Origin of the sequence: Wenxinia saemankumensis (assembly GCF_900141735.1) — a bacterium.
Classification (GTDB): Bacteria; Pseudomonadota; Alphaproteobacteria; order Rhodobacterales; family Rhodobacteraceae; genus Wenxinia; species Wenxinia saemankumensis.
Window position 1 is genome coordinate 20,134 of record NZ_FQYO01000002.1, and the last position, 21,040, is coordinate 41,173.

The following is a 21,040-nucleotide window of genomic DNA, read 5'->3' on the forward strand; positions in this document are numbered from 1 at the left end:
CGGCCGATCAACTAACGCACACGCAAGACTGCCTTTGCTCTCCACATTTCGCCGGCATATGCTCACCACAAACGATAAGTGATCACGAGGACTTCGGACCAATGCGAACGGAAATGCGCCGAAATAAATGCTAACCTCTGCCTTTTCTCCACAAGCCATCGCAAACTGTCTACGTGTCGGAGACTCCGGGCGATGGGGAGTCGATCTGGAAACAGGCAAGGACGCTTTGATCAACAGAACGATTTCTCGCCTCGATACCGCCCCGCCCACACTAAACTTAGGCCACAAGAATACGCCCAACGGGAAGGCGAGGTACTACGCGCAAGATTTTGAAACTGACCTGATACTTCGGGCCACCTATCGTAGGCTGTCCAAGCAGTACTCCGTTCGGCCGCCAAATAGAGACCTGATGGTTCTTGGCCTCCAAGAAGCTCTGAGTGAGGCGTCACCTTTCATAGTTACAAGATGCGACGTCAAAGGGTTTTATGAGAACATAGCTGCGCGAAAACTGAACCAGCAAATCATATGCGATACTCGTACGGACCCAAGGATCCGGACAATCCTTCAACACCTGCAAGATACAGACGTAATCGCAGAAACATCTGTACCGAGAGGGCTTGCGCTCAGCACGCTGTTGTCCGAAATCTACCTAGCAGAGTTTGACAAAACCATTCGAAGGCTTCCCAACGTCCACAGGTATTTTCGATACGCAGATGACATCGTCGTTTTTTCACTTCCCGATAAGCCTACACTGGATCGCATCAGTGAAGAGCTCGCGGAAATTGGACTCGAGCTCAACGAAAAAACAGCAGAAGTCTACATTAAATCTATGAAATCATCCCAAACCGCAGACCCGCGCTTGGAATCATTCAACTTTTTGGGTTACGACTTCAAGATTGATAACGTGACGAAAAGCTATCAAACAAGAGCATTTGACGTTGCAATCGCCCAAACAAAACTAAAGAAGCGCCAGTCACGTATGCACCTCGCATTCAAGGACTTCTCCCAGAATGGAAACACCGATCTTCTTTTGGACCGGTTGCAATTCCTGACCTCTAATTATTCAACATACAAGACTCGGCACACTCGCGGCGCACGCAAGCAGAAGATAAGAGCGGGAATATACTACAACTACAAGCACTGCGGTCAGTTCCCCTCGAACAAGTCAGGAAGAACAAAAGAGCCATACAACGCGAAAGAGCTGGCGGCCCTAGATGCTCACATGAATGCATTATTGTTTAGACCGAACAGTACCTACTCCACTGCAATAAACGCACTATCCGCGCCCATAAAAGAGCAATTCAGGAGGCTGAGCTACCTCCAGGGATATAAAAAACGAATCGACAAGCGCTTCACTAGAGCGCGAATGCGACAAATATGTCGGATTTGGATCAATGACTAATATCGACTCAAAGATGAAAGAACTTCGCGCACTCTTAACCGAAACGTTGCCCTATGAACTGCCCTTTGGCTTTACGAACGAAAACTTCTTTCTTTCTGAGCTGAAAATCGGCGACCTGAGCGACGCTCAACGAAAAAAGTTGGATTTCGTGAGACGATCCCGGAAGGGCTATACAAAGCCCTTCTCATACAAGATTAACAGATCGCATCGCGAAAAAAACACTATAAGCATCATTCACCCTACTATACAGCTTCGGATAGCCAAGCTGTATAGCGAGTTCGAACAGACAATATTGCAATCTTGCGCGAGGAGTCCGTTTTCGCTCAGATATCCGGCCGCTTCGCAACGCATATTCACTAAGGGAAGTTCAAAAGATGTCCGGAGAAGGTGGGAAGCTGACCTGCCAGACGATTTACCTGGGCAAAAAATATCGACCCCCTATGTACCCTCGTACTTTGCGTACCAACGGTTCCTACTTCTCGATAGGTTTTTTTCTTCCAACGAGCTGGTTCGCCTTGAGAGCCGGTTCTCACGGCTCCGAACCCTCGATGTATCGCGCTGCTTCTTCAATATATATACGCACTCAATTTCTTGGGCTGTTAAGGAGAAAGATTTTTCTAAAGATAATTCGAAGATGTACTCTTTTGAGCAACAGTTTGATGAGGTTATGCAGCACGCGAATTACAATGAAACCGCGGGACTCTTGGTTGGACCTGAGGCATCCAGAATTTTCGCCGAGATTATCTTGCAGCGCATTGATCTGGAAGTTGCGGCCTCGGCCGAACAAACGGGGCTAAGAGAAGGTCGAGACTATACGGTACGAAGATATGTAGACGACTTCCATATCTTTGCAGACGAAGAAGGTACACTCGATAGAATTGAGCGCTTTCTTTCCGACAGCCTCGAAGAGTATAAAATGTTTCTGAACTTGGACAAAGCTAGAGACTTTGAACGGCCTTTCGTAACTTCCGTTTCTAGAGTTAAATTCGAAGTACATGGAGTCGCAAGGCGAATTGAGGAATGCCTAATTAAACGACCTCAGGCAGATGATGAACCAAGGAAGCAAACTAAGAAAGCAATTAGGTCCTCCTTGGACGCGCTTCGGCACATTGGTGGCTCCGAAAGAGCGGCAATGGTAAGCTCCACCTCCGAAATCTATGGAGCGCTCCATTCGTCGATTGCAAAAATGTCAGAATTCGCCAAAGAAGACCTTAGCGAAGACGAATGGATCGATCTTTCCGAGCGCGCGAAATTTTTGGTTCGCATACTTTATTACCTACTCTCCTTGGACTTTCGCGTTCCTCCACTAATTCGCTCGGCGGAAATCCTTAGAAAGCTTAGTGAACTTCTAATCAGAGCTCCCGAAGCCATGTCACACGACATCAGGTCGTATGTCATTTTTGAGACTGATCAGTTGATTTCATCTAATTACGACTCGCACGGATCGAACTTGCCTCTTGAAATTGCGAACGCTTTCCTCATAGGGCTTCTCATTGACCCTGGGCTTTTTGTTTCGCAAGCGGGCGCGAAGTTAGTTCTGTCAGACATCCTTGAAGAAAAAAAGACATGCTACTTCTCTATGTTATGTCTGCTTCATGCACACGGGAGCGCAGGAAGCGTAGAGGCTGGCGAGTTCGCGATCGCAATTCGAAATCGCGTTCTATCCGATGAGTTTGACATTCATAAAAGCTGTGAAGATCACCTTATTTTCTGTGACTTCGTTTCCTGTCCTTACGTGGATTTTGACCTCAGATGGACGACATTTAATGATGTTACGGGAGGAGTTGAGATAGGTAAGGAAGAGTTTGACAAAATCTGTCCCCACCTTAGATTTGTGAATTGGCAGGAGACCGGAATTCAGTTCGCGATCTTGCAGAAACGCTTGCCTCCAGTATACTTTTCAAGTTAGTGAGATATTGACGGTGTGGTTCCTGCGCTAGATCGCTGAGGGTGCTTTTGCATTGGATGCTTCCATCTTGGCCAGGCCTTTCTTTTGGCTTGACCAGTTGGTCTTACACACATGAGCGTGTTCCACATCGTCGCAACTCCACATTTTGGCACGAGCAAGTAGTCGCGCACTGTCGCGTCAAGAATCGTCCAGACCTCCGAACGGCTGCGCGCTCAATTTGACGCGCAGCCGTTCGGAGGTCTGGAGCAAGCAGGCTGTCCAGCTGGCGTCGTTGTCCCACGCCACAGGAGGCCTTCATGTATCACCACCCCCAACCCTTCACGCCGGCCGGCAATAGCGTGCATCTGCAGCGCGGCGATGTCGTGCTGTTCCGCTTTCCTCTAGCCGAGGAGGATGACGAGTCAGGTGCGCCGAAGCGCCGTCCCTGCCTCGTGCTCGACACGATGACCAAGGGCGACGAGCGCTTCGTGGAGATCGCCTACGGCACGTCGGCGGACACGCGCGCGAGCCGCGGCTACGAAGTCATCGTCAAGCGGTGCGCCGCGCGGGAGACAGCCGGGCTGTCGAAGCCCACGCGGTTCGTCTGCGCACGGCGCATCATCGTGCACGTGAACCACAGCGGCTTCCACGGACGCTCCAAGAGCCCGCACATCATCGGCCGCCTCGATGAAGCTCTGCTGGACCGGATGAACGCCGTCCGGGCACGGATCCAGGCCGAGGCCGACATTGCCGCCTACTACTACGAAGAACAGCGGCGGGAAGAGCAGGCGCGCGAAGACCGCGGTTTCCAATAGGGAACCGCGCTCTCGCAGCTGCTCCTCCCTCTCAATCAACACAAGGAAAGACCAATGGATATGCCTTTCAAATCCGCCTCCGAGATCACCGCCATGGCCGCCTCGTGCTTCCCGCTGGCGCGGGCTGCAGCAACCGGGATCGACCAGGACGTGCTCGACCTCGTCGCGCCGAAGCCGAAGCAGGAGGCCAAGAAACTGGCCGCGCTGCTGCGGGCCGGACAGATCTTCGACAAGGGCATCCTGGCGATGCTGCACGAGCTCGTCGGTGTCCTCGATGCCGAGATTGCCGAGGGCACCTACGTCGAGACGCGCTACGACCACAGCCCGGAGAACGTCTCCGACTACAAGACCTGGGGCCAGGAACGCCTCACACCGGAGGCTGATCGCCTGTCGAACGCCCTCGCGGTGCTGATCGAGCTCTACGCCACCCTTTCGGCGGTGCACGACATCCTGCGCGCCGAGAAGGCCCTGGAGGGGCTGCGCTCCGCAGCCTGATGAGACACGCGGGCCGGAACACCCGCGTCAGGGCGTGCCGACGAACCTTCTGCTGCTACCAGATGTCGGCGCGCCTGCTTCACTTTCTGCTTCATACTGGCGGAACGCATCCCGGAAATGTGTAGCAAATTGTGTAGCAATGCCTGGACCGCTTTTAGGGTAGGATAGTGCTAAAGCTCTGGTATTATTTGATATTTTCGGCCTGAAGGGCAGCGAATATGGCGGAGACGAAGGGATTCGAACCCTCGAGACGGTTTCCCGCCTACTCCCTTAGCAGGGGAGCGCCTTCGACCACTCGGCCACGTCTCCGCCGACCCGTCTACGCATCGCGTGGCAGGGAAACAAGGCCAAATCGCCGGCCCTGCCGTGCGGGTGCGCGTGCCTCGCCAGGGGAGCGGGCAGGAGGCGGGGTCGGGCGGCGAGGCCCGTCATCCCGCGCGGCGGCGGGGCGGGGCGGGGGGGAAGACCGCCTTCGCGGCGGGAGCGGGGCTGCCGTAGAGGAATCCCTGGCCGACGTCGCAGCCCAGCGCGCGGACGATGGCCGCCTGTTCGGGCGTTTCCACCCCTTCGACCACCGTGGTCAGGCGCAAGGAGCGGGCGATGTCCACGACGGCGCGCACGATCTGGCGCGCGGGCGCGGAGTGGTCGATCCCGACGAGGAAGCTGCGGTCGAGCTTCAGTTCGTCGGCGCGGATCCGGCGCAGGTAGCCGAGCGAGGAATAGCCGGTGCCGAAATCGTCGAGCGACACGCGGCACCCGAGCGCGCGGATCCCGTCGATCACGCCGTCGACGCTGGCCCAGTCCTCCACCGCGACGCTTTCCGTCAGTTCCAGCGTGAGGAGCGGTGGGGGCAGGCCGCTCTCCCGGAGGGCCGCCTCGACCGTGGCGCAGAGGCCGGGCAGCCGCAGATGCCGGGCGGAGATGTTGACGCTGACCGGCAGCGCCGTGCCGGCCCGCGCGTTCCACTCGGCCATCCGCCGCGTGGCCGCGCCCAGCATGTAGGTGTCGATCTCGACGATCAGGCCGCATTCCTCGGCGAGCGAGATGAACTCGTCCGGCAGGATCAGCTCGCCCTCGTGGCGCCAGCGGACCAGCGCCTCGAAGCCCGCGGGGTGGCCGTCGGCCAGCGTCACCTTCGGCTGGAACCAGACCTCGAGCCCGCCGGAGGCGACCGCCCGCTCGAGCGCATGGAGCCTGGTCCGGCGCAGGCGGAAGGCCGCGATCGCGGGCTCGTCGAACAGCGCGGCGCGGGCGGCGACCTCGCCGCGCTTGGCCCGGTAGAGCGCGAAATCCGCCGCGCGGGTCATCCCGTCGATGCCCCGCAGGTCCAGCCGATCGGCGGCCGCCGCCGTGGCGACGCCGACAGAGGCCCGGATCGGCAGGGCCGTCCCGTCGGGGGGCGGGATGGCCGCGAGGACCGAGAGGATCGCCTCCCCCAGCTCGCCGGGGGTCAGGCCGCCCGGCGAGATCACGGCGAACTCGTCGCCACCGAGCCGGGCGGCGAAGAGCGCATGGTCCCGGGCCAGCGCGGACAGGGCGGTCCCGACCCGCGCCAGCACGGCGTCCCCGGCCTGGTGGCCGAGGGAATCGTTGATCTGCTTGAATCCGTCGAGGTCGAGACAGGCGAGGGCCGCGTCCGGGGCCCCGCCGGGGGCGAAGATCACGGCCGCGCGCTCGGTGAAGAAGGCGCGGTTCGGCAGGTTCGTGAGGCTGTCGTGATAGGCGAGGTAGCGCACCCGTCCTTCCGCGCGGTTGCGGCGGCGGCGAACCCGTACCTCGCGCGCGAGCAGGCCGCTGACCAGAAGCCAGAAGGCGAGGATGGCCCCGATCAGCACGGCGTGGAGCCGCGAATTGCGCAGCAGCGCCGCGAGCGCGGCGTCGAGCGCGTCACGCTGGGCGTGGTGCGATTTCTCGAGCCAGCGGGCGATCGCGCGCTCGGTCTCGTCCACCGGACCGGAAACCTGCGCGTAGAGCGCGCCGATATCGTCCTGCCCGCCGGCGAGCCAGTCGTCGCCGATCTCGCCCAGCCGGATCAGCCCCTCCATCGTCGCCACGGCGTCGCGATCCGTCGACCCCGGGGGAACGAGGGTGGACAGGTAGCCGGCTCGGGTCACGAGCATGTCGACGGCGCGGGTCACGGCCGTCAGGGCCGCCTGCTCGGGCGGGTCCTGCCCGGCGAAGCGGGCCGCCACCGTCTCCAGCCGGTGGATGTCGACCAGCGCGGCCGCGCCGGTGCGGATCGTGTCGCGGTCGAACCTCTGCTCGGCCTCGGCGAGGCGGGCGATGCCCTCGCGCAGGCTCATCGCGTTGATCGCGACCACGGCGAAGATGACGAGCAGGATCACCATGCGCCCGGCGCGCGACCCCGCTACGTCGAGGCCGCGGTCGAGCGGGCTGGGATCGGGGGCGGAGGCCTGCGGCATGCGCCGGGCGATCAGCCGGCGGCGGCGATGCGGGCGGCCATCCAGACAAGGTAGCGCTCGCCCACCGGTCCGCCCCGATCCTCGCGCAGCTCCGCCGGCACGACGAACAGGAACGGGCCGCGGTCGCGCAGCACCAACCGGTCGCCGTCGGCGCGGGTCGCGATCAGCACCGCGTCGCGCGCCGCCGCCCCGATGTCGAAGATCGTGGCGTAGTCGTTCTCGGCAACGACCTCGAACGCCATCCTCGTCAGGCCGTGCCGTTCCAGAAGGTCGGACAGCAGGACCCCCTCGAAGCGCGTCGACGCGTGCCACGGAGTGTCGGTCATCAGGGCGTAGGTCGGCAGCGTCTCGAGCGCCGCCTGATCGTAGGTCACGGTCCGCCCGTCCGCCCCGGTGACGGAAAGCGTCGCGGTCGCGGGCAGGGGGGAGAGGGTGACGGGAACGGCCCCCTGCGGAGGATCGGCGAGCGCGGGAAGCGTCGACAGACACGTCAGGACGAAGAGGAGGCGGAAGAGAACGGGAGGGACCATCGGCGGCTCGCGCTGTGTTTCCCCCAGCCTAGGCGGGCTTCCTTGCCAGCGGGTTAAGCGATCACTTTCCCGCCAACGACCTGCGCGCGACGCGATCCCGGTTGCCGGGAACATTGCGCGAACATATTGTCGGGCCATGGCCAGGAAATCTCTTCAGGAAAAGCTTGCGATCCTCTCGGACGCCGCCCGTTACGACGCCTCCTGTGCATCGTCCGGCACGACACGGCGCAATTCGCGGGACGGCAAGGGCCTCGGATCGACCGAGGGGTCGGGGATCTGCCATGCCTACGCGCCGGACGGGCGCTGCATCAGCCTGCTCAAGATCCTGATGACGAACTTCTGCATTTACGACTGCGCCTATTGCGTGAATCGCGTCAGCTCCAACGTGGAACGCGCGCGGTTCAGCGTCGAGGAGGTCGTGACGCTGACGCTGGAATTCTATCGGCGCAACTACATCGAGGGGTTGTTCCTGTCCTCGGGGATCATCCGCTCGCCGGACGACACGATGGCCGACATGGTGCGGATCGTCCGCACTCTGCGCGAGGAGCACGGGTTCAAGGGGTACATCCACCTCAAGACGATACCCGATGCGGATCCGAAGCTGATCGAGGAGGCGGGATTGCTGGCGGACCGCGTGTCGATCAATGTCGAGCTGCCACTCGATGCGAGCGTGAAGGCCTACGCGCCCGAAAAGAACCCCGACCGGATCCGCGGGGCGATGGGGCGGACGCGGGCGCTGCGCGACGCGTCGGCCGACAGGTCCCACACCGGCAAGCGCCCGAAGCGGTTCGCCCCGGCGGGCCAGTCGACGCAGATGATCGTGGGGGCGGACGGGGCGAACGATGCCGCGATCCTGGGGCAGTCGACGCGGCTCTATTCCGATTACAAGCTCAAGCGCGTCTACTATTCCGCCTTCTCCCCGATTCCCGATGCGACCGCCGCCCTGCCGCTGGTGAAGCCGCCGCTGATCCGCGAGCACCGGCTCTACCAGGCCGACTGGCTGATGCGGTTCTACGGCTTCGACGCGACCGAGATCACGGCGCAGAGCGCGGACGGCAATCTCGACCTCGCAGTGGATCCCAAGCTTGCCTGGGCGCTGGCGCATCGCGAGCGGTTCCCGGTCGACGTGAACCGGGCCGAGAAGGAGGTCCTGCTGCGCGTGCCGGGCTTCGGGACCAAGACGGTGACGCGCATCCTCGCCACCCGCCGGCACCGGACGCTGCGCTGGGACGACCTTGCCCGGATCGGGGCGAACCTGAAATCGGCGCGGCCCTTCGTGACGCTGGGCGACTGGCGCCCGGGGCGCCTGCTCGACACCGCCGACCTGCGCGCCCGCTTCGCGCCGCCGGCGGAGCAGCTCTCGCTCTTCTAGACCCGTGCGGCAGGTCCAGCTTCCCCGGATCGGCACCGACAAGGCGTGGCGCGGCGCCGCGCGGGGGCTGCTGGCCGCGCGTATCCCGCCCGAGGAGGTGATCTGGGACCACGGGGGCGCCGCGCCCGGCCTGTTCGAGGGGGAGGCGGCGCCGACCGGCCCCGCGACCGTCAAGGTGCCCAAGGCCTTCGTCGACCTCGCGAACCGCGTCGTCTGGCACCGCGACCCCGAACGCTTCGCCCGGCTCTATGCCTTTCTCTGGCGGCTGCGCACGCAGCGCGGCCTGATGGAGGATCGGGGCGATCCGGCGCTGGCCGATCTGCGGCGGATGGAGAAGGCGGTGAACCGCTGCCGGCACAAGATGACGGCCTTCGTCCGCTTCCGCGAGATCGGGCCGCGCGACGCCCCGCGCCGCAGCTTCGCCGCCTGGTTCGAGCCGACCCACCACACGGTCGAGCTGACGGCGCCGTTCTTCGCCCGCCGGTTCGGCGACATGGACTGGCTGATCGCGACGCCGGATGTCTCGGCCAGGTTCGAGAACGGGGCGATCACACTGCACGAGGACCTGCCGCGCCCGGACCTGCCGCAGGACGCCCACGAGGATCTCTGGCGGACCTATTTCTCGAACATCTTCAACCCCGCCCGGGTGAAGGTGGGGGCGATGATGTCCGAGATGCCGAAGAAATACTGGAAGAACCTGCCCGAGGCGCAGGCCATTCCGGGCCTGCTCGCCGAGGCGGAAGCGCGGGTCCGCAGGATGGCCGAGGCGGCGCCGACCCTGCCGCCGCTGCGCGCCGAACGGATCCGGGAGCGTCTGGCCGCCCCGGGCGTTGTCCGGGCAGACCCGACAGGACAGGAGCGTGCCGTGGACCTCTTCGACAAGGCCGATATCGACAGCGGCGGGGCCATCCCCGATTTCGCCGCGCTGCGCGCCCGCGCGGCGGAGGAGGACCGGACCACGCCCGAAGGCTACGGCCGTTTCGTCCTGGGCGAGGGGCCCGAGGATGCCGACCTGATGGTCGTGGGCGAGCAGCCCGGCGATGTCGAGGATCGCGAGGGGCGGCCCTTCGTCGGGCCGGCGGGGCAGGTCTTCGACCGGGCGGCCGTCGCCGCCGGTCTGGACCGACGCGAGGCTTACGTCACCAATGCGGTGAAGCGCTTCAAGTTCACCCTGCGCGGCAAGCGCCGCATCCACCAGTCGCCCGGTGCCCCCGAGATCGAGCAGGCCCGTTGGTGGATCGCGCGCGAGGTGGAGCTGGTGCGGCCGAAGCTGCTGCTGGCCATGGGCGGCACCGCGGCCGAGACGCTGACCGGCACCAGGGCCGGCATCCTCAAGCGGCGCGGCCATGTCGAGGAAACGGAATACGGCCTCGTCTTCCTCACCGTCCATCCCAGCTACATCCTGCGCCTGCCCGATGCCGAGCTGCAGCGGGAAGAGGAGGCGCGTTACGTCGCCGACCTCGCCGCCGCGAAGGAGGCGCTGGGCCGGATGGCGGCCTGAGCGTCAGCCCATCCAGACGAGCACGATCATGTAGTAGAAGACCGGCGCGGCGAAGATCACGCTGTCGAGCTGGTCGACGAAGCCGCCCTGGCCGGGGATGAGGTGCGACCAGTTCCTGACGCCCCGGTCGGCCTCGATCGCGGCGAAGACGAGCGCGCCCCCGGTCCCGGCGGCCGAGATCGTGACCGCCATCGCCGCCGCCCCGAAGAGGCCGAAGGGCGTGATCCAGGACAGGCCCGCGCCCAGGGCGGCGGCCACGGCGAGGCTGGCCACGAACCCCTCCCATGTCCGGGGCGACAGGTCCGGCGCGATCCGCCGTTTCCCGATGCGGCGGCCGATCCAGTAATCGGCGAGGTCCGCCAGCTGCACGACGAGGACGAGGAACCCGACCAGCAGGACCGACCGCTCGCCGAGCCCGCCCGCGTCCAGCATGGCGAGCGCCGCGAGGTGGCTCACGCAGAAGATGCAGACCATCAGCGCCCATTGCGTCTCGGCCACCCGCACGAGGTAGCGCCGCGGCGCGCCCCTCGCCGCCGAGACGACCGGCAGGAACAGGAAGGCGAGGACGGGGATGAACAGGGCGGTCAGCCCCGTCCAGCCGAGCCAGATGAAGAGATACTGCGCCGGCAGGATGACGTAGAAGGCGAGGGCGAGGCTGGTATGGTCGGCCTTGTCCTTGGTCGTGAAGGTCAGGAACTCGCGCAGGGCCGCGAAGCTGGCGAAGAGCGTCAGCAGCAGGATGCCGGTCCGACCGGCGATCAGCGCCAGCGAGATCAGCGTCACCATCACCCACCACGAGGCGACGCGTGTCATGTAGGTGTCGAGGACCGGCCCCGTCCGGCCGCGCCAGCGGGCCAGCTCGCCCACCGCCGTCAGGACCGCGAGAAGCGCGAAGACGCCGAGCGTGAGCAGGGCGATCTGGCTGTCGGCCTCGCTCATGTCCGGATCTCGCGCTGCGCCTCGCCCGGGGCGGGCGGGGCGAGGGCGGCGAGCGCCGCGGCCGCGCGGGCGAGGAAGGCGTCCTTCTCCTCGCCTTCCTCCACGTGCAGGGGCGCGCCGAAGGTGACGGTGCACATGAGCGGCAGCGGCACGATCTCTCCCTTGGGCATGATCGCGTTGAGATTGGCGACCCAGGTGGGCACGAGGTCGACCTCCGGACGGGCCCGGCCGACATGGTAGAGGCCGGAGCGGAAGGGGAGGAGCGGCTCCTCTCCCATGTTGCGGTTCCCCTCGGGGAAGAGGATCAGCGAGGCGCCCCCGTCGAGGGCCTCGACGATCTTCTCGACCGGGTTCTCGGTCCGGCCCTCCGGGCGGCGGTCGATCAGGACGGCGTTGAAGATGTCGCGCCCGGCAAAGGCGCGCAGCGGCGTCTTCAGCCAGTAATCCGAGGCCGCGACCGGCCGGACCTCGCGCCGCAGCGCGGTGGGCAGGACGGACCAGATCATCGGCATGTCGCCGTTGCTGACGTGGTTGGCGTAGTAGATGCGCTGCCGGGGGACCGGCTCTATCCCCTGCCAGACGGGCCGGGCGGCGGTCACGAACCGGGCGAAGAGCCGGATCGCGGTGCCGGCGATCTCGGCGGCGGGGCGGCGAAGGGGGGCGGGCAGGCGCATGGGCGCACCTTGGCGCGGGACGGTCCGGATGGGAAGCGGTGGAGGGCGGGCCCCGGCGATCCGGCCCGGCCGCCCCCGCGGGGGGCTCGGGGCGCGCGGCGCGGTGCCCTCCTCCCCCCGGGAGGGGCGGGCGCCGGGGGCAGGAGGGGGCTCTGCCCCCGCTGCCTGCGGCAGCCCCCCGCGGTATTTGATCCCCTGCGAAGGGGGGATCAGCGGCAGTAGGATCCCGAGCGGTAGGCGGCCGTGTCGAAGTGGAAATGGTCCCGATGGGCGGCGTTCGCATTGGGGCCGAGCACGGTGCCGAAGGGGCCGCAGGCGGCCTGCCAGAGCGTCCGCAGGTAGCCGCCATCGGTGCCCCGCCAGTCGCCGAGCAGGGTGATCCGGCTGCCGTCGCGCATCCGGAACCCGCCGATATCGACGGCATTTCCGAAGCTGTGCTCGGACAGGCGGGCGCCGGGCGTTCCGTTCCGGCCGCGGCAGGTATAGCCGCCCATGATCTCGAGCCGTTCGAGACCGCCACCGACATGGCGGAAGGTCGGGATCGCGCTGCTCTCGACCCAGCCGAGCAGGGCGCGGGCGGTGTCGCAGTTGATCTCCAGCGGCTGCGAGAGCTGGATGCCCCCCACGCTGCGGACCCGTACCGCATCCTCGACGCCGCAGGCGCCGGGGCCGGAGATCGCGCCCAGCCGGTCGCCCTGCAACCCGACCGCGCCGCAGAGCGCGCCGCGCTGCCGCTCGGCCTGCTGGGCGGCGACGCGTTGCACCAGGCTTTCGGGACGGTCCGGCGGGCGGAAGGCGGCGGCGACGGCGTAGACCGTGACGCCCTCGGCGCCGTCGCCCGCATCGCCCTGTTCCAGGTCCGGGGCCTGCACCACGTCCATCCAGGGCTGGTGGGGCCGCAGGGCGGGCCGTGCGGGGGCGAGCGCCATCGGCTGGACGGCGAGCCGCGCGAGGTAGCCGGGGCGCAGCCGCGCCTCCTTTCCGGTCCAGTCGCCGGGCAGGTCGAGGATCGCGGGCTGCATCCGCAGGTCGGCCTGGATCAGCACCTCGGAGGGCAGGCGCTCGGGCCGGACCGACATGGTGGAGAGGACCTGCAGGTCGTAGGCGGGCGCGCTGCTGCCGCTGAGATCGGGCGCAGGCGGCGCGTCCGCGAGCGTCGCATCGGGGCCCGCCGCCTCCGCCGCGGGCTCGACCGCGGCGGCCATCTGCGCGGGAGCGAGAGGCCGCGCCGGAGAGCGGCGATCCGGCGCCGCGGCGGGTCCGGCGGGCGGCCTCGCCGGGGATGCATCGCCCGCCGTGACCTGCCGCAGCGGCGGCACGAGAAGAGGCGGCACGAGGAGGGGCGGCGGCGCGGCCTCGGCGACCGGGTCCCCCATCCCCGCGAGGCGCGTCTCCCCCGGGCGCGCGGCCGGCCGTCCCGGGGCCTCAGGCAGGGGGCGGGCGGCGGGGCGCGGGGCCAGCTCCGGCGCCTCGGCGAGGAGCGGCGCGGGCAGGGCGCAGGTCAGCGCCAGGCAGGCGAGCAGGGCCTTCATGAAGCGGTGTCCTTCCCCTGGGACAGGGCCGAGCGCCCGAAATCCGGCGCCTCGGTATCCTGCCCGGCCTCGATGATGCCGCGCCGGATGGCCCGCGTATGGGTGAAATACTCGTGCAGATGCGCGCCGTCCCCGGTCCGGATCGCGCGCTGCAGGGCGAACAGCTCCTCGGTGAAGCGGCCGAGGATTTCCAGTGTCGCCTCGCGGTTCGTCAGGAACACGTCGCGCCACATCGTGGGATCCGAGGCGGCGATCCGGGTGAAGTCGCGGAAGCCGGCGGCGGAATACTTGATGACCTCGCTGTCGGTGACCCGGCGCAGGTCGTCGGCCACGCCGACCATCGTGTAGGCGATGAGGTGCGGCGTGTGCGACGTCACGGCGAGGACGAGATCGTGGTGATCGGCCTCCATCTCGTCGACATTGGCGCCCATCGCGCGGAACAGCCCGGCCAGCCGGTCGGTCGCGGCGGCATCCGCGCCGTTCGGGACGAGGATCCACCAGCGATTGCGGAAGAGGGTCGCGAAGCCCGAGCGCGGCCCGGAATACTCGGTCCCCGCAAGCGGGTGGGACGGGACGAAATGCACGCCGTCCGGGACATGCGGGGCGACCGCCTCGATCACCGCCTGCTTGACCGATCCGACATCGGTGAGGGTGGCGCCGGGGGCGAGATGGGGGGCGATCTCCTCCATCACCGGGCCCATCGCACCGACCGGCACGGCGAGGACGACGAGATCGGCGCCCTGCACCGCCTTGGCGGCGGTGTCGGTCACGCGGTCCACCAGCCCGATCTCGGCCGCGATGGCGCGGGTCTCGGCGCTGCGGGCCGTGCCGACGATCTCTCCTGCCAGGTTGCCCGCGCGCATCGCATGGGCCATCGAGCCGGCGATCAGGCCCAGCCCGATCAGGGCGACGCGGTTGTAGATCGGCGCGCTCATGCCCGGCCCAGATGCTTGGCGAGGAGGTTGGCGACCCGGTGGCAGCCGACCTCGTCGCCCACGGTGATCCGCAGCGCCTCGGGGAAGCCGTAGCCGGCGACGCGGCGGACCAGGATGCCGTCGGCGCGCAGCGCGGCATCGGCCGCGAGGGCGGCCTGTTCGTCGGCGAAGCGGACCAGCAGGAAGTTGGCGTGGCTCTCGTCCACCTCCAGCCCCAGATCGAGAAGGGCCTGCCTCAGCCAGGCCCGCATCGCGGCGTTGTCGGCGCGGCAGAACTCGACCCAGTCGGTATCGCGCAGCGCGGCCTCGGCGGCGGCGAGCTGCACGGTGGACAGGTTGAAGGGCTGCCGCACCCGGGTCAGCACGTCGATCATGTCGCGGGCGGCATAGCCCCAGCCGATCCGCAGCCCGCCGAGGCCGTGGATCTTCGAGAAGGTGCGCGTCGCGATGACGTTGGGATGCGCGTCCACCAGACCGATGCCGCCGTCGAACCCGTCGGCGAACTCGGAATAGGCCCCGTCATGGACGAGGATCGCCCGCCCCTCCAGCGCGCGGGCCAGACGCGCGGCCTCCTCTCCCGGGATCATCGTGCCGGTGGGATTGCCGGGATTGGTGAGGAAGACGATCCGAGTCCGGTCGGTCACCGCGCCCAGGATCGCGTCCACATCGACGACGCGGTCGCGCTCGGGCACCTTGACCGGCGTCGCGCCCGCCGCGCGGATCAGCACGGGGTAGAGCGAGAAGCCGTGCTCGGTATGGATGACCTCGTCGCCGGGCCCGGCGAAGCACTGCACGACGAATTGCAGCACCTCGTCCGATCCGACGCCGCAGATCACGCGGTCCGGGTCGATCCCGTTCACCTCGCCGATCGCGGCGCGCAGGGCGGCGTGGTCCGTCGGCGGATAGCGGTGGAGCGTGGACAACGCCGACTCGATCGCGTCCTTCACCCGGGGCGAGCTGCCATGCGGGTTCTCGTTCGACGAGAGCTTGAGCACCTCGTCGCGGCCGGGCAGGGCGGATTGCCCGCCGACATAGAGGTCGATCTCCATGATCCCGGGCTGTGGCGCGGGACCGGTCTGGGTGGTCATGGAATGCTCCGGGGCAGCTCCGGGGTCGGTCCCGTCGCTCATAGCGGGGCGCCGGGGCGGATGCCAGCGCAAGCGGGGCGCCGGGGACCGCCGCGGCGCCCCCCCGCCGAGGCGGACGGCGCCGCCCGGCCCGTCAGGTCGCCAGCACGTTGCGGAACTGCCAGGGATCGCTTTCGTCGATGTCCTCGGGGAAATGCTCCCAGCGGTTCACCAGCGGCGTCCAGTCCGTGTAGTGCCCCTCCACCGGGCCGAGATAGGGGCGCTGCACCTCGAGGCAGCGGGCATGGTCCATCTCGTCGGTCTCGACGATGCCGGCCTCCGGGTTCTCGATCGCCCAGACCATCCCGGCGAGCACGGCCGAGGTGACCTGCAGCCCCGTCGCGTTCTGGTAGGGGGCGAGATCCTTCGTCTCCTCGTTCGACAGGCGCGAGCCGTACCAGAGGGCGTTCTTCTCGTGGCCGTAGAGCAGGACGCCCAGCTCGTCGATGCCGCCGGCCTCGATCTCGTCCACGTCGAGGATCTCGTGCACCTTCTGCTGCACGCCCGAGCCGAACATCTCGTGCAGGGAGAGAACCGCGTCGTCGCAGGGATGATAGGCGTAGTGGCAGGTCGGGCGGTATTCGGGATCGGCCCCCGACCCGACCGTGTAGTAGTCGCTGATCGAGACCGCCTCGTTATGGGTCACGAGGAAGCCGAATTGCGGCCCCGGCGTCGGACACCAGGTATGGACGCGGGTGATCGCGCCCGGCCGTTCCAGCCAGATCGCCGCCTGGCACCCGGTGGTCTGCCGGTGGCCGTTCTCGGGGAACCAGGTTTCGTGCGTGCCCCAGCCGAGCTCGGCGGGCTGGAACCCCTCGGCGATGAAGCCCTCGACCGACCACGTGTTGACGAAGACGTCGCGGGGCCGGGGCCTGCGGCGGGCCTGGGTATCGCGCTCGGCGATATGCACGCCCTTCACCCCCAGCTCCTGCATCAGCTTCGCCCAGCCCTCGCGGCTGTCGGGCGCCCTGGGGTCGCGCCCGGTATCGCGGGCCAGCATCTGCAGCGCGTCCTTGACGAACCAGGACACCATGCCGGGATTGGCGCCGCAGCAGGACACGGCCGTCGTCCCGCCCGGATTGGCCGCCTTCTCGTCGCGCACGGCCTGGCGCAGCGCGTAGTTCGTGCGCGCCTCGTTATCCATCGTGTCGAAGTAGTAGCCGGCCCAGGGCTCCACCACCGTGTCGATATAGGGCACGCCCATCTCGCGGCAGAACCGCATGATGTCGAGCGAGGAGGTATCGACCGAGAGGTTCACGCAGAAGCCCTTGCCCCGCTCGAACAAGCGGCCGAGCACGTCCCTGTAGTTCGTCGGCGTGAGCTCGTCGGTGACGTATCGCAGCCGGTGCTGGCGCAGGAAGTTGTGGTTCGCCTCGTCGGGCTCGATCACGACGAACTTGTCGGCGTCGTAGTCGAAATGGCGCTCGATCAGCGGCCAGGTCCCCTTCCCGATGGAGCCGAAGCCGATCATCACGATCGGCCCGTCGATCCGGCCGTAGACGGGGTATTCCTTTTCCTGGGCCATCTGGCGCCTCCTGCTTGGACTTGCCGGCCAGATTAGGGCCTGCCGCCGGGGATGACACCCCCCAAGGCGCCGAGGGCGCGGGCGATTCCGGGAACCGGCCGCAATCGGGGCTCTCGATGCAACTTCCCCGGTCCCCGCCCCGTATCCCCCACGAGCCCGGCATCCTGCCGAGGTCCAGAGAAAGGACGCACAGATGAAACTCATGTCGACCCTGATCGCCACGACCGCCCTTGCCGCGGGCGCCACGTCGCTGCACGCCGAAGCTCACGCTGGCGGCGCGATGGGCTTCGCCCTGACCGGCGACGGCACCACGCTCGTGACCATGGCCGATCTGAGCGCCCCCGGCGAGGTCGGGACCGTGGAACTGACGACCCCGGTGCGCGCCATCGCCTGGCGCCCCGTGACCGGCGACCTGCTCGGCTTCGCCGATGGCAGTGTCGTGACCATCGATCCCGCCACCGGCGAGACGACCGATCTCGGCGCGAGCTTCGCCGAGGACGCGATGATCGGCGAGGGGCCGGTCGCCTTCGACTTCAACAACGCGATCGACGCGGTGCGCGCGGTGGGCGGCGACGGCGCCAACCTCGTCTACTTCCCCGAGGGCTTCGGCGACGGTGACGAGCGCGCCGGATCGGTGATGCGCTTCACCGATGCGGCCTATGGCGAGGGCGACGCGAATGCCGGCGCCACGCCGATGATCTTCGCCAATGCCTATACCAATGCCGTGTCCGGGGCGACGGCCTCCGAGACCGCGCAATACGCGCTCGACAGCGAGACCGACTCGCTGGTGACGCTGGCGAACAACGACGGCACCCTCGGCACCGTGGCCCCGCTCATGGTGCAGGGCGAGACGGTCGACGTCTCGGCGATGGGCGGCTTCGACATCCTCTCGATGGAGGAGGGCGACAATACCGGCTACGCCATCCTGCAGATCGAGGGGAACGAGAGCGCGGGTCTCTACACCGTCGATCTCGAGAGCGGCGCCCTGACGATGATCGCCGATCTCGGCATGGGCGATTTCGGCGGCTTCGCCGTCGCGCCGTCGATGTAAGGGATCGAGAGCCCCCCTGCGGGGGCGGTTCGGGGGGTCGTCCGGCGGGGCGGCCCCCCTTTTTTCGTGCGGGAGGCTCCGGGGCGCGGTCCGGCCGGGCGTGCCCGGACGGGTGGGGCTGCCGGGACGGGCGGATCGCCCTTCCGGCTCTCCCTCGGGCAGTCGGGCCCTGCCCAGCCCGTTCGGACCGGCCGCTGCGGGGCCGGGAGGCAAGGGGCGGAACGCGAAAGGGCCGCCCCGGGGGCGGCCCTTCCTGCCGTCGACCGATCCCGGGGGATCAGTTCTTGGCGTAGAATTCGACGACGAGGTTCGGCTCCATCACGACCGGGTAGGGCACGTCGCCGAGCGAGGGCTGGCGGACGAAGGTCGCGGACATCTTGTTGTGGTCGGCCTCGATGTAGTCGGGCACGTCGCGCTCGGGCAGGCCGACGGCCTCCAGCACGATGGCGAGCTGGCGCGACTTCTCGCGCACGGTGATCACGTCGCCTTCCTTCACCCGGTAGGAGGGGATGTTCACCCGGCGGCCGTTCACCTCGACATGGCCGTGGTTCACGAACTGGCGCGCGGCGAAGACGGTCGGCACGAACTTCGCACGGTAGACGACGGCGTCGAGCCGGCGCTCGAGCAGGCCGATCAGGTTCTCGCCCGTGTCGCCCTTGACCCGCTCGGCCTCGGCGTAGATGCGGCGGAACTGCTTCTCGGTGACGTCGCCGTAATAGCCCTTGAGCTTCTGCTTGGCGCGCAGCTGCGTGCCGAAGTCGCTCATCTTGCCCTTGCGGCGCTGGCCGTGCTGGCCGGGGCCGTATTCGCGGCGGTTCACCGGGGATTTCGGGCGGCCCCAGATGTTCTCGCCCATGCGGCGGTCGATCTTGTACTTGGCAGACGTGCGTTTGGTCACGGCTGATCTCCTTCTTTGTTGGTCGCGCAGCCTGTTTCGAAAACCGGTTCCCCCTTTTCGGGGTGCGCTCCGGCGCCCCGACGGGGAGGGTCTTCGTCCGCGACTGCTCGACGCGGGGAAGGGCGTTGTCCTTTGGGCCGAAGCTCCGACAGGCATCCCCTTGCGGGGGCCACCAACACCAACGAAGCGCGCCGTATAGACGACGGGGCGGGGGAGTCAACGGCCGTCGCGCGGGACCTCAGCCGGTCTCGCCCTCGCGCAGGACGCGGCCCTCCGCGTCCTCCATCCACCAGCGGGGCGGGCTGTGGTGCAGCACCTCGCCGTGATCGGGATAGTGGCAGACGTCGCGGGTCGCGCCGCCCGCGCCCGCGACGAGGTAGACCACCTCCGCGTCCGAGCGGTTCACGACGTGATGGGCGTTCGCCACCCCGGCGGGCCAGCAGCAGACGTCGCCGGGGCCGATCACGTGCGCCCCGTCCTCCTCGATCACCGTGGCCTCGCCCGAGATCACGTAGAGGAACTCGTCCTCCTCCTCGTGCCAGTGCCGGCGGGCGGACATCTCGCCCGGTGCGAGGGTCGTGACGTTGAAGCCGAGCCGCGTGAGGCCCCCCGCATCGCCGTAGCGCTGCTCCGTCCGCGTCGACGATCCCGTCACGCGGGTGGGCGGGACGCTTCCGTTCGTCAGAATCATCGCGCAGCCTCCCCGTGGATCGCCGGCATGGTCCGCCCGGCGGGGCGGTCTGGCAAGTGCCGCTTGCGTCAGGCGGCGCGCAGCAGCGCGGCGTCCGGCCGCGAGAGCAGGCGCCGCACCGGCGGGCCGTAGGCCGCGGCATCCGAGACCGGCATCGCGGCGCGGAGGCGCGCCCGCTCGGCCCGGGGCATCGCGCCGAGGTCGATCATGCCGGGATGGAAGCTGTCGGTCTCCACCCCGTTGGCGAAGACGATCTCGTGGCAGGGCAGCATCAGGTGGATGTAGAGCACGTCGCGCAGCCCTCGCTCGAACCGGATCCCGGCCGTGTCGACGAGGTCGCGCGCGGCGACCAGCACCTCGCTCTCGCCCCAGAGGGCGCGGGCCCGGGCGCCCCGCAGCAGTACCCGGTGATCGGGAGAGACGAGCAGCCCCGCATCCGGCACGCCGCGATCGAGCGAGCCGGGGGCGAACCGCACGGGGGCGAGATGGGGCAGGGCATGCATCCGCGCCCCGGTGAGCCGCCGGGTGCCGATCCAGAGCAGCTCCTGCGCGCCGTTGTCGCGGGTCTGGATGCGGTCGCCGGGGCGCAGCGCCTCCACCGGGGCGAGCCCGGTCTCGGTCAGGATCCGCGTGCCGGGGGTGAAGCAGACGATGCCGCCCGGGCGCACGGGCCGCGTCGCCGGGCCGAGATCGGCCGAGACGACCCAGAGGTCGGTCTCGCGCGGGGGCGGCGATCCGGCGGACACGACGAGCGGCGCCCGCGCCTCCCCCGTCTCGACGAGGAGGAGGTCCCAGGACCGCTGGCCGTCCGTCACGGTGAAGCCGCGTTCGGGCAGGGCGTCCGTCCCGGGCGGGACCGGCCGCGGCGGCGCGCCCCCGGCCCGGACCAGCAGATGGCGGACGGCGGCGGCGGCGCGACGGCGCGCATCCTCCGCTCCCGGCGTGCCGAGGGACAGGATGCCGGTCGGGCCGTCGACTCGCAGCGCCTCGCCCCGCCAGAGCCATGTCGCCCCCCGCGCGAGCAGCGCGACCGGCGCGCCGGGTCCGCCGTCGAGTTCCGTCTGTGCCCATGACAGGACGAACGTGCCGGTCCGGCCCGCGGGTTGTCCCATGTCTGCTCGCCTCGATGCCGGCCCGCCTCGTTCGCCGGGCGGGTCCTCGGTGGCCATTCTGCGACACCGGCCCCGCATATCAAGGGGGCGCCCCCCGGCCCTCCCGGGCCTGTGGCCGACGGGACGCGGG

At 67.4% G+C, this 21,040-nt stretch carries 18 protein-coding genes and 1 tRNA gene; 7 read left to right on the plus strand and 12 right to left on the minus strand.

Features of this window, described 5'->3' with window-relative positions:
* Positions 1–127: 127 nt before the first annotated feature.
* The 4 genes from drt3a to BUE30_RS03895 all read left to right on the plus strand — a co-directional run bounded on the left by drt3a (position 128) and on the right by BUE30_RS03895 (position 4,600).
* On the plus strand, positions 128–1,402 hold the full coding sequence (drt3a, locus tag BUE30_RS03880) for an antiviral reverse transcriptase Drt3a (RefSeq protein ID WP_083601113.1): 1,275 nt from the start codon (positions 128–130) through the stop codon (positions 1,400–1,402).
* Positions 1,395–3,311: an antiviral reverse transcriptase Drt3b gene (gene drt3b / locus BUE30_RS17470; protein WP_139300482.1), complete on the plus strand. Its 1,917-nt coding sequence runs from the start codon at positions 1,395–1,397 to the stop codon at positions 3,309–3,311. The genes drt3a and drt3b overlap by 8 nt, the downstream gene beginning before the upstream one ends.
* A gap of 296 nt (positions 3,312–3,607) precedes the next feature.
* Complete coding sequence (locus tag BUE30_RS03890) at positions 3,608–4,105, plus strand: hypothetical protein (RefSeq protein WP_073326566.1); 498 nt, start codon at positions 3,608–3,610, stop codon at positions 4,103–4,105.
* Positions 4,106–4,159: 54 nt separating this feature from the next.
* The gene (locus tag BUE30_RS03895) at positions 4,160–4,600 is read left to right on the plus strand and encodes a hypothetical protein (protein ID WP_073326567.1); all 441 of its coding nucleotides are present in this window, start codon (positions 4,160–4,162) and stop codon (positions 4,598–4,600) included.
* Between the two features lie 219 nt (positions 4,601–4,819).
* Here the strand turns inward: BUE30_RS03895 and BUE30_RS03900 are convergent.
* The 3 genes from BUE30_RS03900 to BUE30_RS03910 all read right to left on the minus strand — a co-directional run bounded on the left by BUE30_RS03900 (position 4,820) and on the right by BUE30_RS03910 (position 7,553).
* Positions 4,820–4,909: transfer RNA gene (locus tag BUE30_RS03900), tRNA-Ser, on the minus strand.
* A gap of 119 nt (positions 4,910–5,028) precedes the next feature.
* The gene (locus BUE30_RS03905; protein WP_073326568.1) at positions 5,029–7,023 is read right to left on the minus strand and encodes a putative bifunctional diguanylate cyclase/phosphodiesterase; all 1,995 of its coding nucleotides are present in this window, start codon (positions 7,021–7,023) and stop codon (positions 5,029–5,031) included.
* A gap of 11 nt (positions 7,024–7,034) precedes the next feature.
* Positions 7,035–7,553 (minus strand): molybdopterin-dependent oxidoreductase, encoded by a 519-nt coding sequence (locus BUE30_RS03910; protein WP_073326569.1) that lies wholly within the window; start codon positions 7,551–7,553, stop codon positions 7,035–7,037.
* Positions 7,554–7,689: 136 nt separating this feature from the next.
* On the opposite strand from BUE30_RS03910, the gene BUE30_RS03915 reads away from it, so the two are divergent.
* Positions 7,690–8,925 (plus strand): putative DNA modification/repair radical SAM protein, encoded by a 1,236-nt coding sequence (locus BUE30_RS03915; RefSeq protein WP_073326570.1) that lies wholly within the window; start codon positions 7,690–7,692, stop codon positions 8,923–8,925.
* A gap of 4 nt (positions 8,926–8,929) precedes the next feature.
* Positions 8,930–10,426, plus strand: a complete 1,497-nt coding sequence (locus tag BUE30_RS03920; protein ID WP_073326571.1) for a UdgX family uracil-DNA binding protein — start codon at positions 8,930–8,932, stop codon at positions 10,424–10,426.
* A gap of 3 nt (positions 10,427–10,429) precedes the next feature.
* Here BUE30_RS03920 and BUE30_RS03925 read toward each other — a convergent pair whose 3' ends face one another.
* The 6 genes from BUE30_RS03925 to BUE30_RS03950 all read right to left on the minus strand — a co-directional run bounded on the left by BUE30_RS03925 (position 10,430) and on the right by BUE30_RS03950 (position 17,158).
* The gene (locus BUE30_RS03925; protein ID WP_073326572.1) at positions 10,430–11,365 is read right to left on the minus strand and encodes a phosphatidate cytidylyltransferase; all 936 of its coding nucleotides are present in this window, start codon (positions 11,363–11,365) and stop codon (positions 10,430–10,432) included.
* Positions 11,362–12,039: a lysophospholipid acyltransferase family protein gene (locus BUE30_RS03930; RefSeq protein ID WP_073326573.1), complete on the minus strand. Its 678-nt coding sequence runs from the start codon at positions 12,037–12,039 to the stop codon at positions 11,362–11,364. The genes BUE30_RS03925 and BUE30_RS03930 overlap by 4 nt, the downstream gene beginning before the upstream one ends.
* 209 nt (positions 12,040–12,248) lie before the next feature.
* Positions 12,249–13,571 carry an extensin-like domain-containing protein gene (locus BUE30_RS17265; RefSeq protein WP_083601115.1) on the minus strand — a complete coding sequence of 441 codons (1,323 nt, stop codon included), beginning with the start codon at positions 13,569–13,571 and terminating at the stop codon, positions 12,249–12,251.
* Positions 13,568–14,506: a prephenate/arogenate dehydrogenase family protein gene (locus BUE30_RS03940; protein WP_073326574.1), complete on the minus strand. Its 939-nt coding sequence runs from the start codon at positions 14,504–14,506 to the stop codon at positions 13,568–13,570. The genes BUE30_RS17265 and BUE30_RS03940 overlap by 4 nt, the downstream gene beginning before the upstream one ends.
* On the minus strand, positions 14,503–15,594 hold the full coding sequence (hisC, locus tag BUE30_RS03945; protein WP_073326575.1) for a histidinol-phosphate transaminase: 1,092 nt from the start codon (positions 15,592–15,594) through the stop codon (positions 14,503–14,505). The genes BUE30_RS03940 and hisC overlap by 4 nt, the downstream gene beginning before the upstream one ends.
* A 133-nt stretch (positions 15,595–15,727) precedes the next feature.
* Positions 15,728–17,158, minus strand: a complete 1,431-nt coding sequence (locus tag BUE30_RS03950) for a homospermidine synthase (protein ID WP_073326576.1) — start codon at positions 17,156–17,158, stop codon at positions 15,728–15,730.
* Between the two features lie 193 nt (positions 17,159–17,351).
* Here BUE30_RS03950 and BUE30_RS03955 point away from each other — a divergent pair, with 193 nt between their 5' ends.
* Positions 17,352–18,209 carry a DUF4394 domain-containing protein gene (locus tag BUE30_RS03955; protein WP_073326577.1) on the plus strand — a complete coding sequence of 286 codons (858 nt, stop codon included), beginning with the start codon at positions 17,352–17,354 and terminating at the stop codon, positions 18,207–18,209.
* Between the two features lie 277 nt (positions 18,210–18,486).
* Here BUE30_RS03955 and rpsD read toward each other — a convergent pair whose 3' ends face one another.
* The 3 genes from rpsD to BUE30_RS03970 form a co-directional block, all read right to left on the minus strand.
* A complete protein-coding gene (rpsD, locus tag BUE30_RS03960) occupies positions 18,487–19,107 on the minus strand; it encodes a 30S ribosomal protein S4 (protein ID WP_073326578.1) in 621 nt (206 codons plus the stop codon).
* A gap of 238 nt (positions 19,108–19,345) precedes the next feature.
* A complete protein-coding gene (locus BUE30_RS03965) occupies positions 19,346–19,798 on the minus strand; it encodes a cupin domain-containing protein (protein ID WP_073326579.1) in 453 nt (150 codons plus the stop codon).
* Positions 19,799–19,866: 68 nt separating this feature from the next.
* On the minus strand, positions 19,867–20,910 hold the full coding sequence (locus BUE30_RS03970; protein ID WP_073326580.1) for a Hint domain-containing protein: 1,044 nt from the start codon (positions 20,908–20,910) through the stop codon (positions 19,867–19,869).
* Positions 20,911–21,040: the final 130 nt, after the last annotated feature.

Coding starts and splice junctions, on each gene's coding strand:
- drt3a (WP_083601113.1), top strand. CDS start 128: ATGCTAACCTCTGCCTTTTCTCCACAAGCCATCGCAAACTGTCTACGT.
- drt3b (WP_139300482.1), top strand. CDS start 1,395: ATGACTAATATCGACTCAAAGATGAAAGAACTTCGCGCACTCTTAACC.
- BUE30_RS03890 (WP_073326566.1), top strand. CDS start 3,608: ATGTATCACCACCCCCAACCCTTCACGCCGGCCGGCAATAGCGTGCAT.
- BUE30_RS03895 (WP_073326567.1), top strand. CDS start 4,160: ATGGATATGCCTTTCAAATCCGCCTCCGAGATCACCGCCATGGCCGCC.
- BUE30_RS03905 (WP_073326568.1), bottom strand. CDS start 7,023: ATGCCGCAGGCCTCCGCCCCCGATCCCAGCCCGCTCGACCGCGGCCTC.
- BUE30_RS03910 (WP_073326569.1), bottom strand. CDS start 7,553: ATGGTCCCTCCCGTTCTCTTCCGCCTCCTCTTCGTCCTGACGTGTCTG.
- BUE30_RS03915 (WP_073326570.1), top strand. CDS start 7,690: ATGGCCAGGAAATCTCTTCAGGAAAAGCTTGCGATCCTCTCGGACGCC.
- BUE30_RS03925 (WP_073326572.1), bottom strand. CDS start 11,365: ATGAGCGAGGCCGACAGCCAGATCGCCCTGCTCACGCTCGGCGTCTTC.
- BUE30_RS03930 (WP_073326573.1), bottom strand. CDS start 12,039: ATGCGCCTGCCCGCCCCCCTTCGCCGCCCCGCCGCCGAGATCGCCGGC.
- BUE30_RS17265 (WP_083601115.1), bottom strand. CDS start 13,571: ATGAAGGCCCTGCTCGCCTGCCTGGCGCTGACCTGCGCCCTGCCCGCG.
- BUE30_RS03940 (WP_073326574.1), bottom strand. CDS start 14,506: ATGAGCGCGCCGATCTACAACCGCGTCGCCCTGATCGGGCTGGGCCTG.
- hisC (WP_073326575.1), bottom strand. CDS start 15,594: ATGACCACCCAGACCGGTCCCGCGCCACAGCCCGGGATCATGGAGATC.
- BUE30_RS03950 (WP_073326576.1), bottom strand. CDS start 17,158: ATGGCCCAGGAAAAGGAATACCCCGTCTACGGCCGGATCGACGGGCCG.
- BUE30_RS03955 (WP_073326577.1), top strand. CDS start 17,352: ATGAAACTCATGTCGACCCTGATCGCCACGACCGCCCTTGCCGCGGGC.
- BUE30_RS03965 (WP_073326579.1), bottom strand. CDS start 19,798: ATGATTCTGACGAACGGAAGCGTCCCGCCCACCCGCGTGACGGGATCG.
- BUE30_RS03970 (WP_073326580.1), bottom strand. CDS start 20,910: ATGGGACAACCCGCGGGCCGGACCGGCACGTTCGTCCTGTCATGGGCA.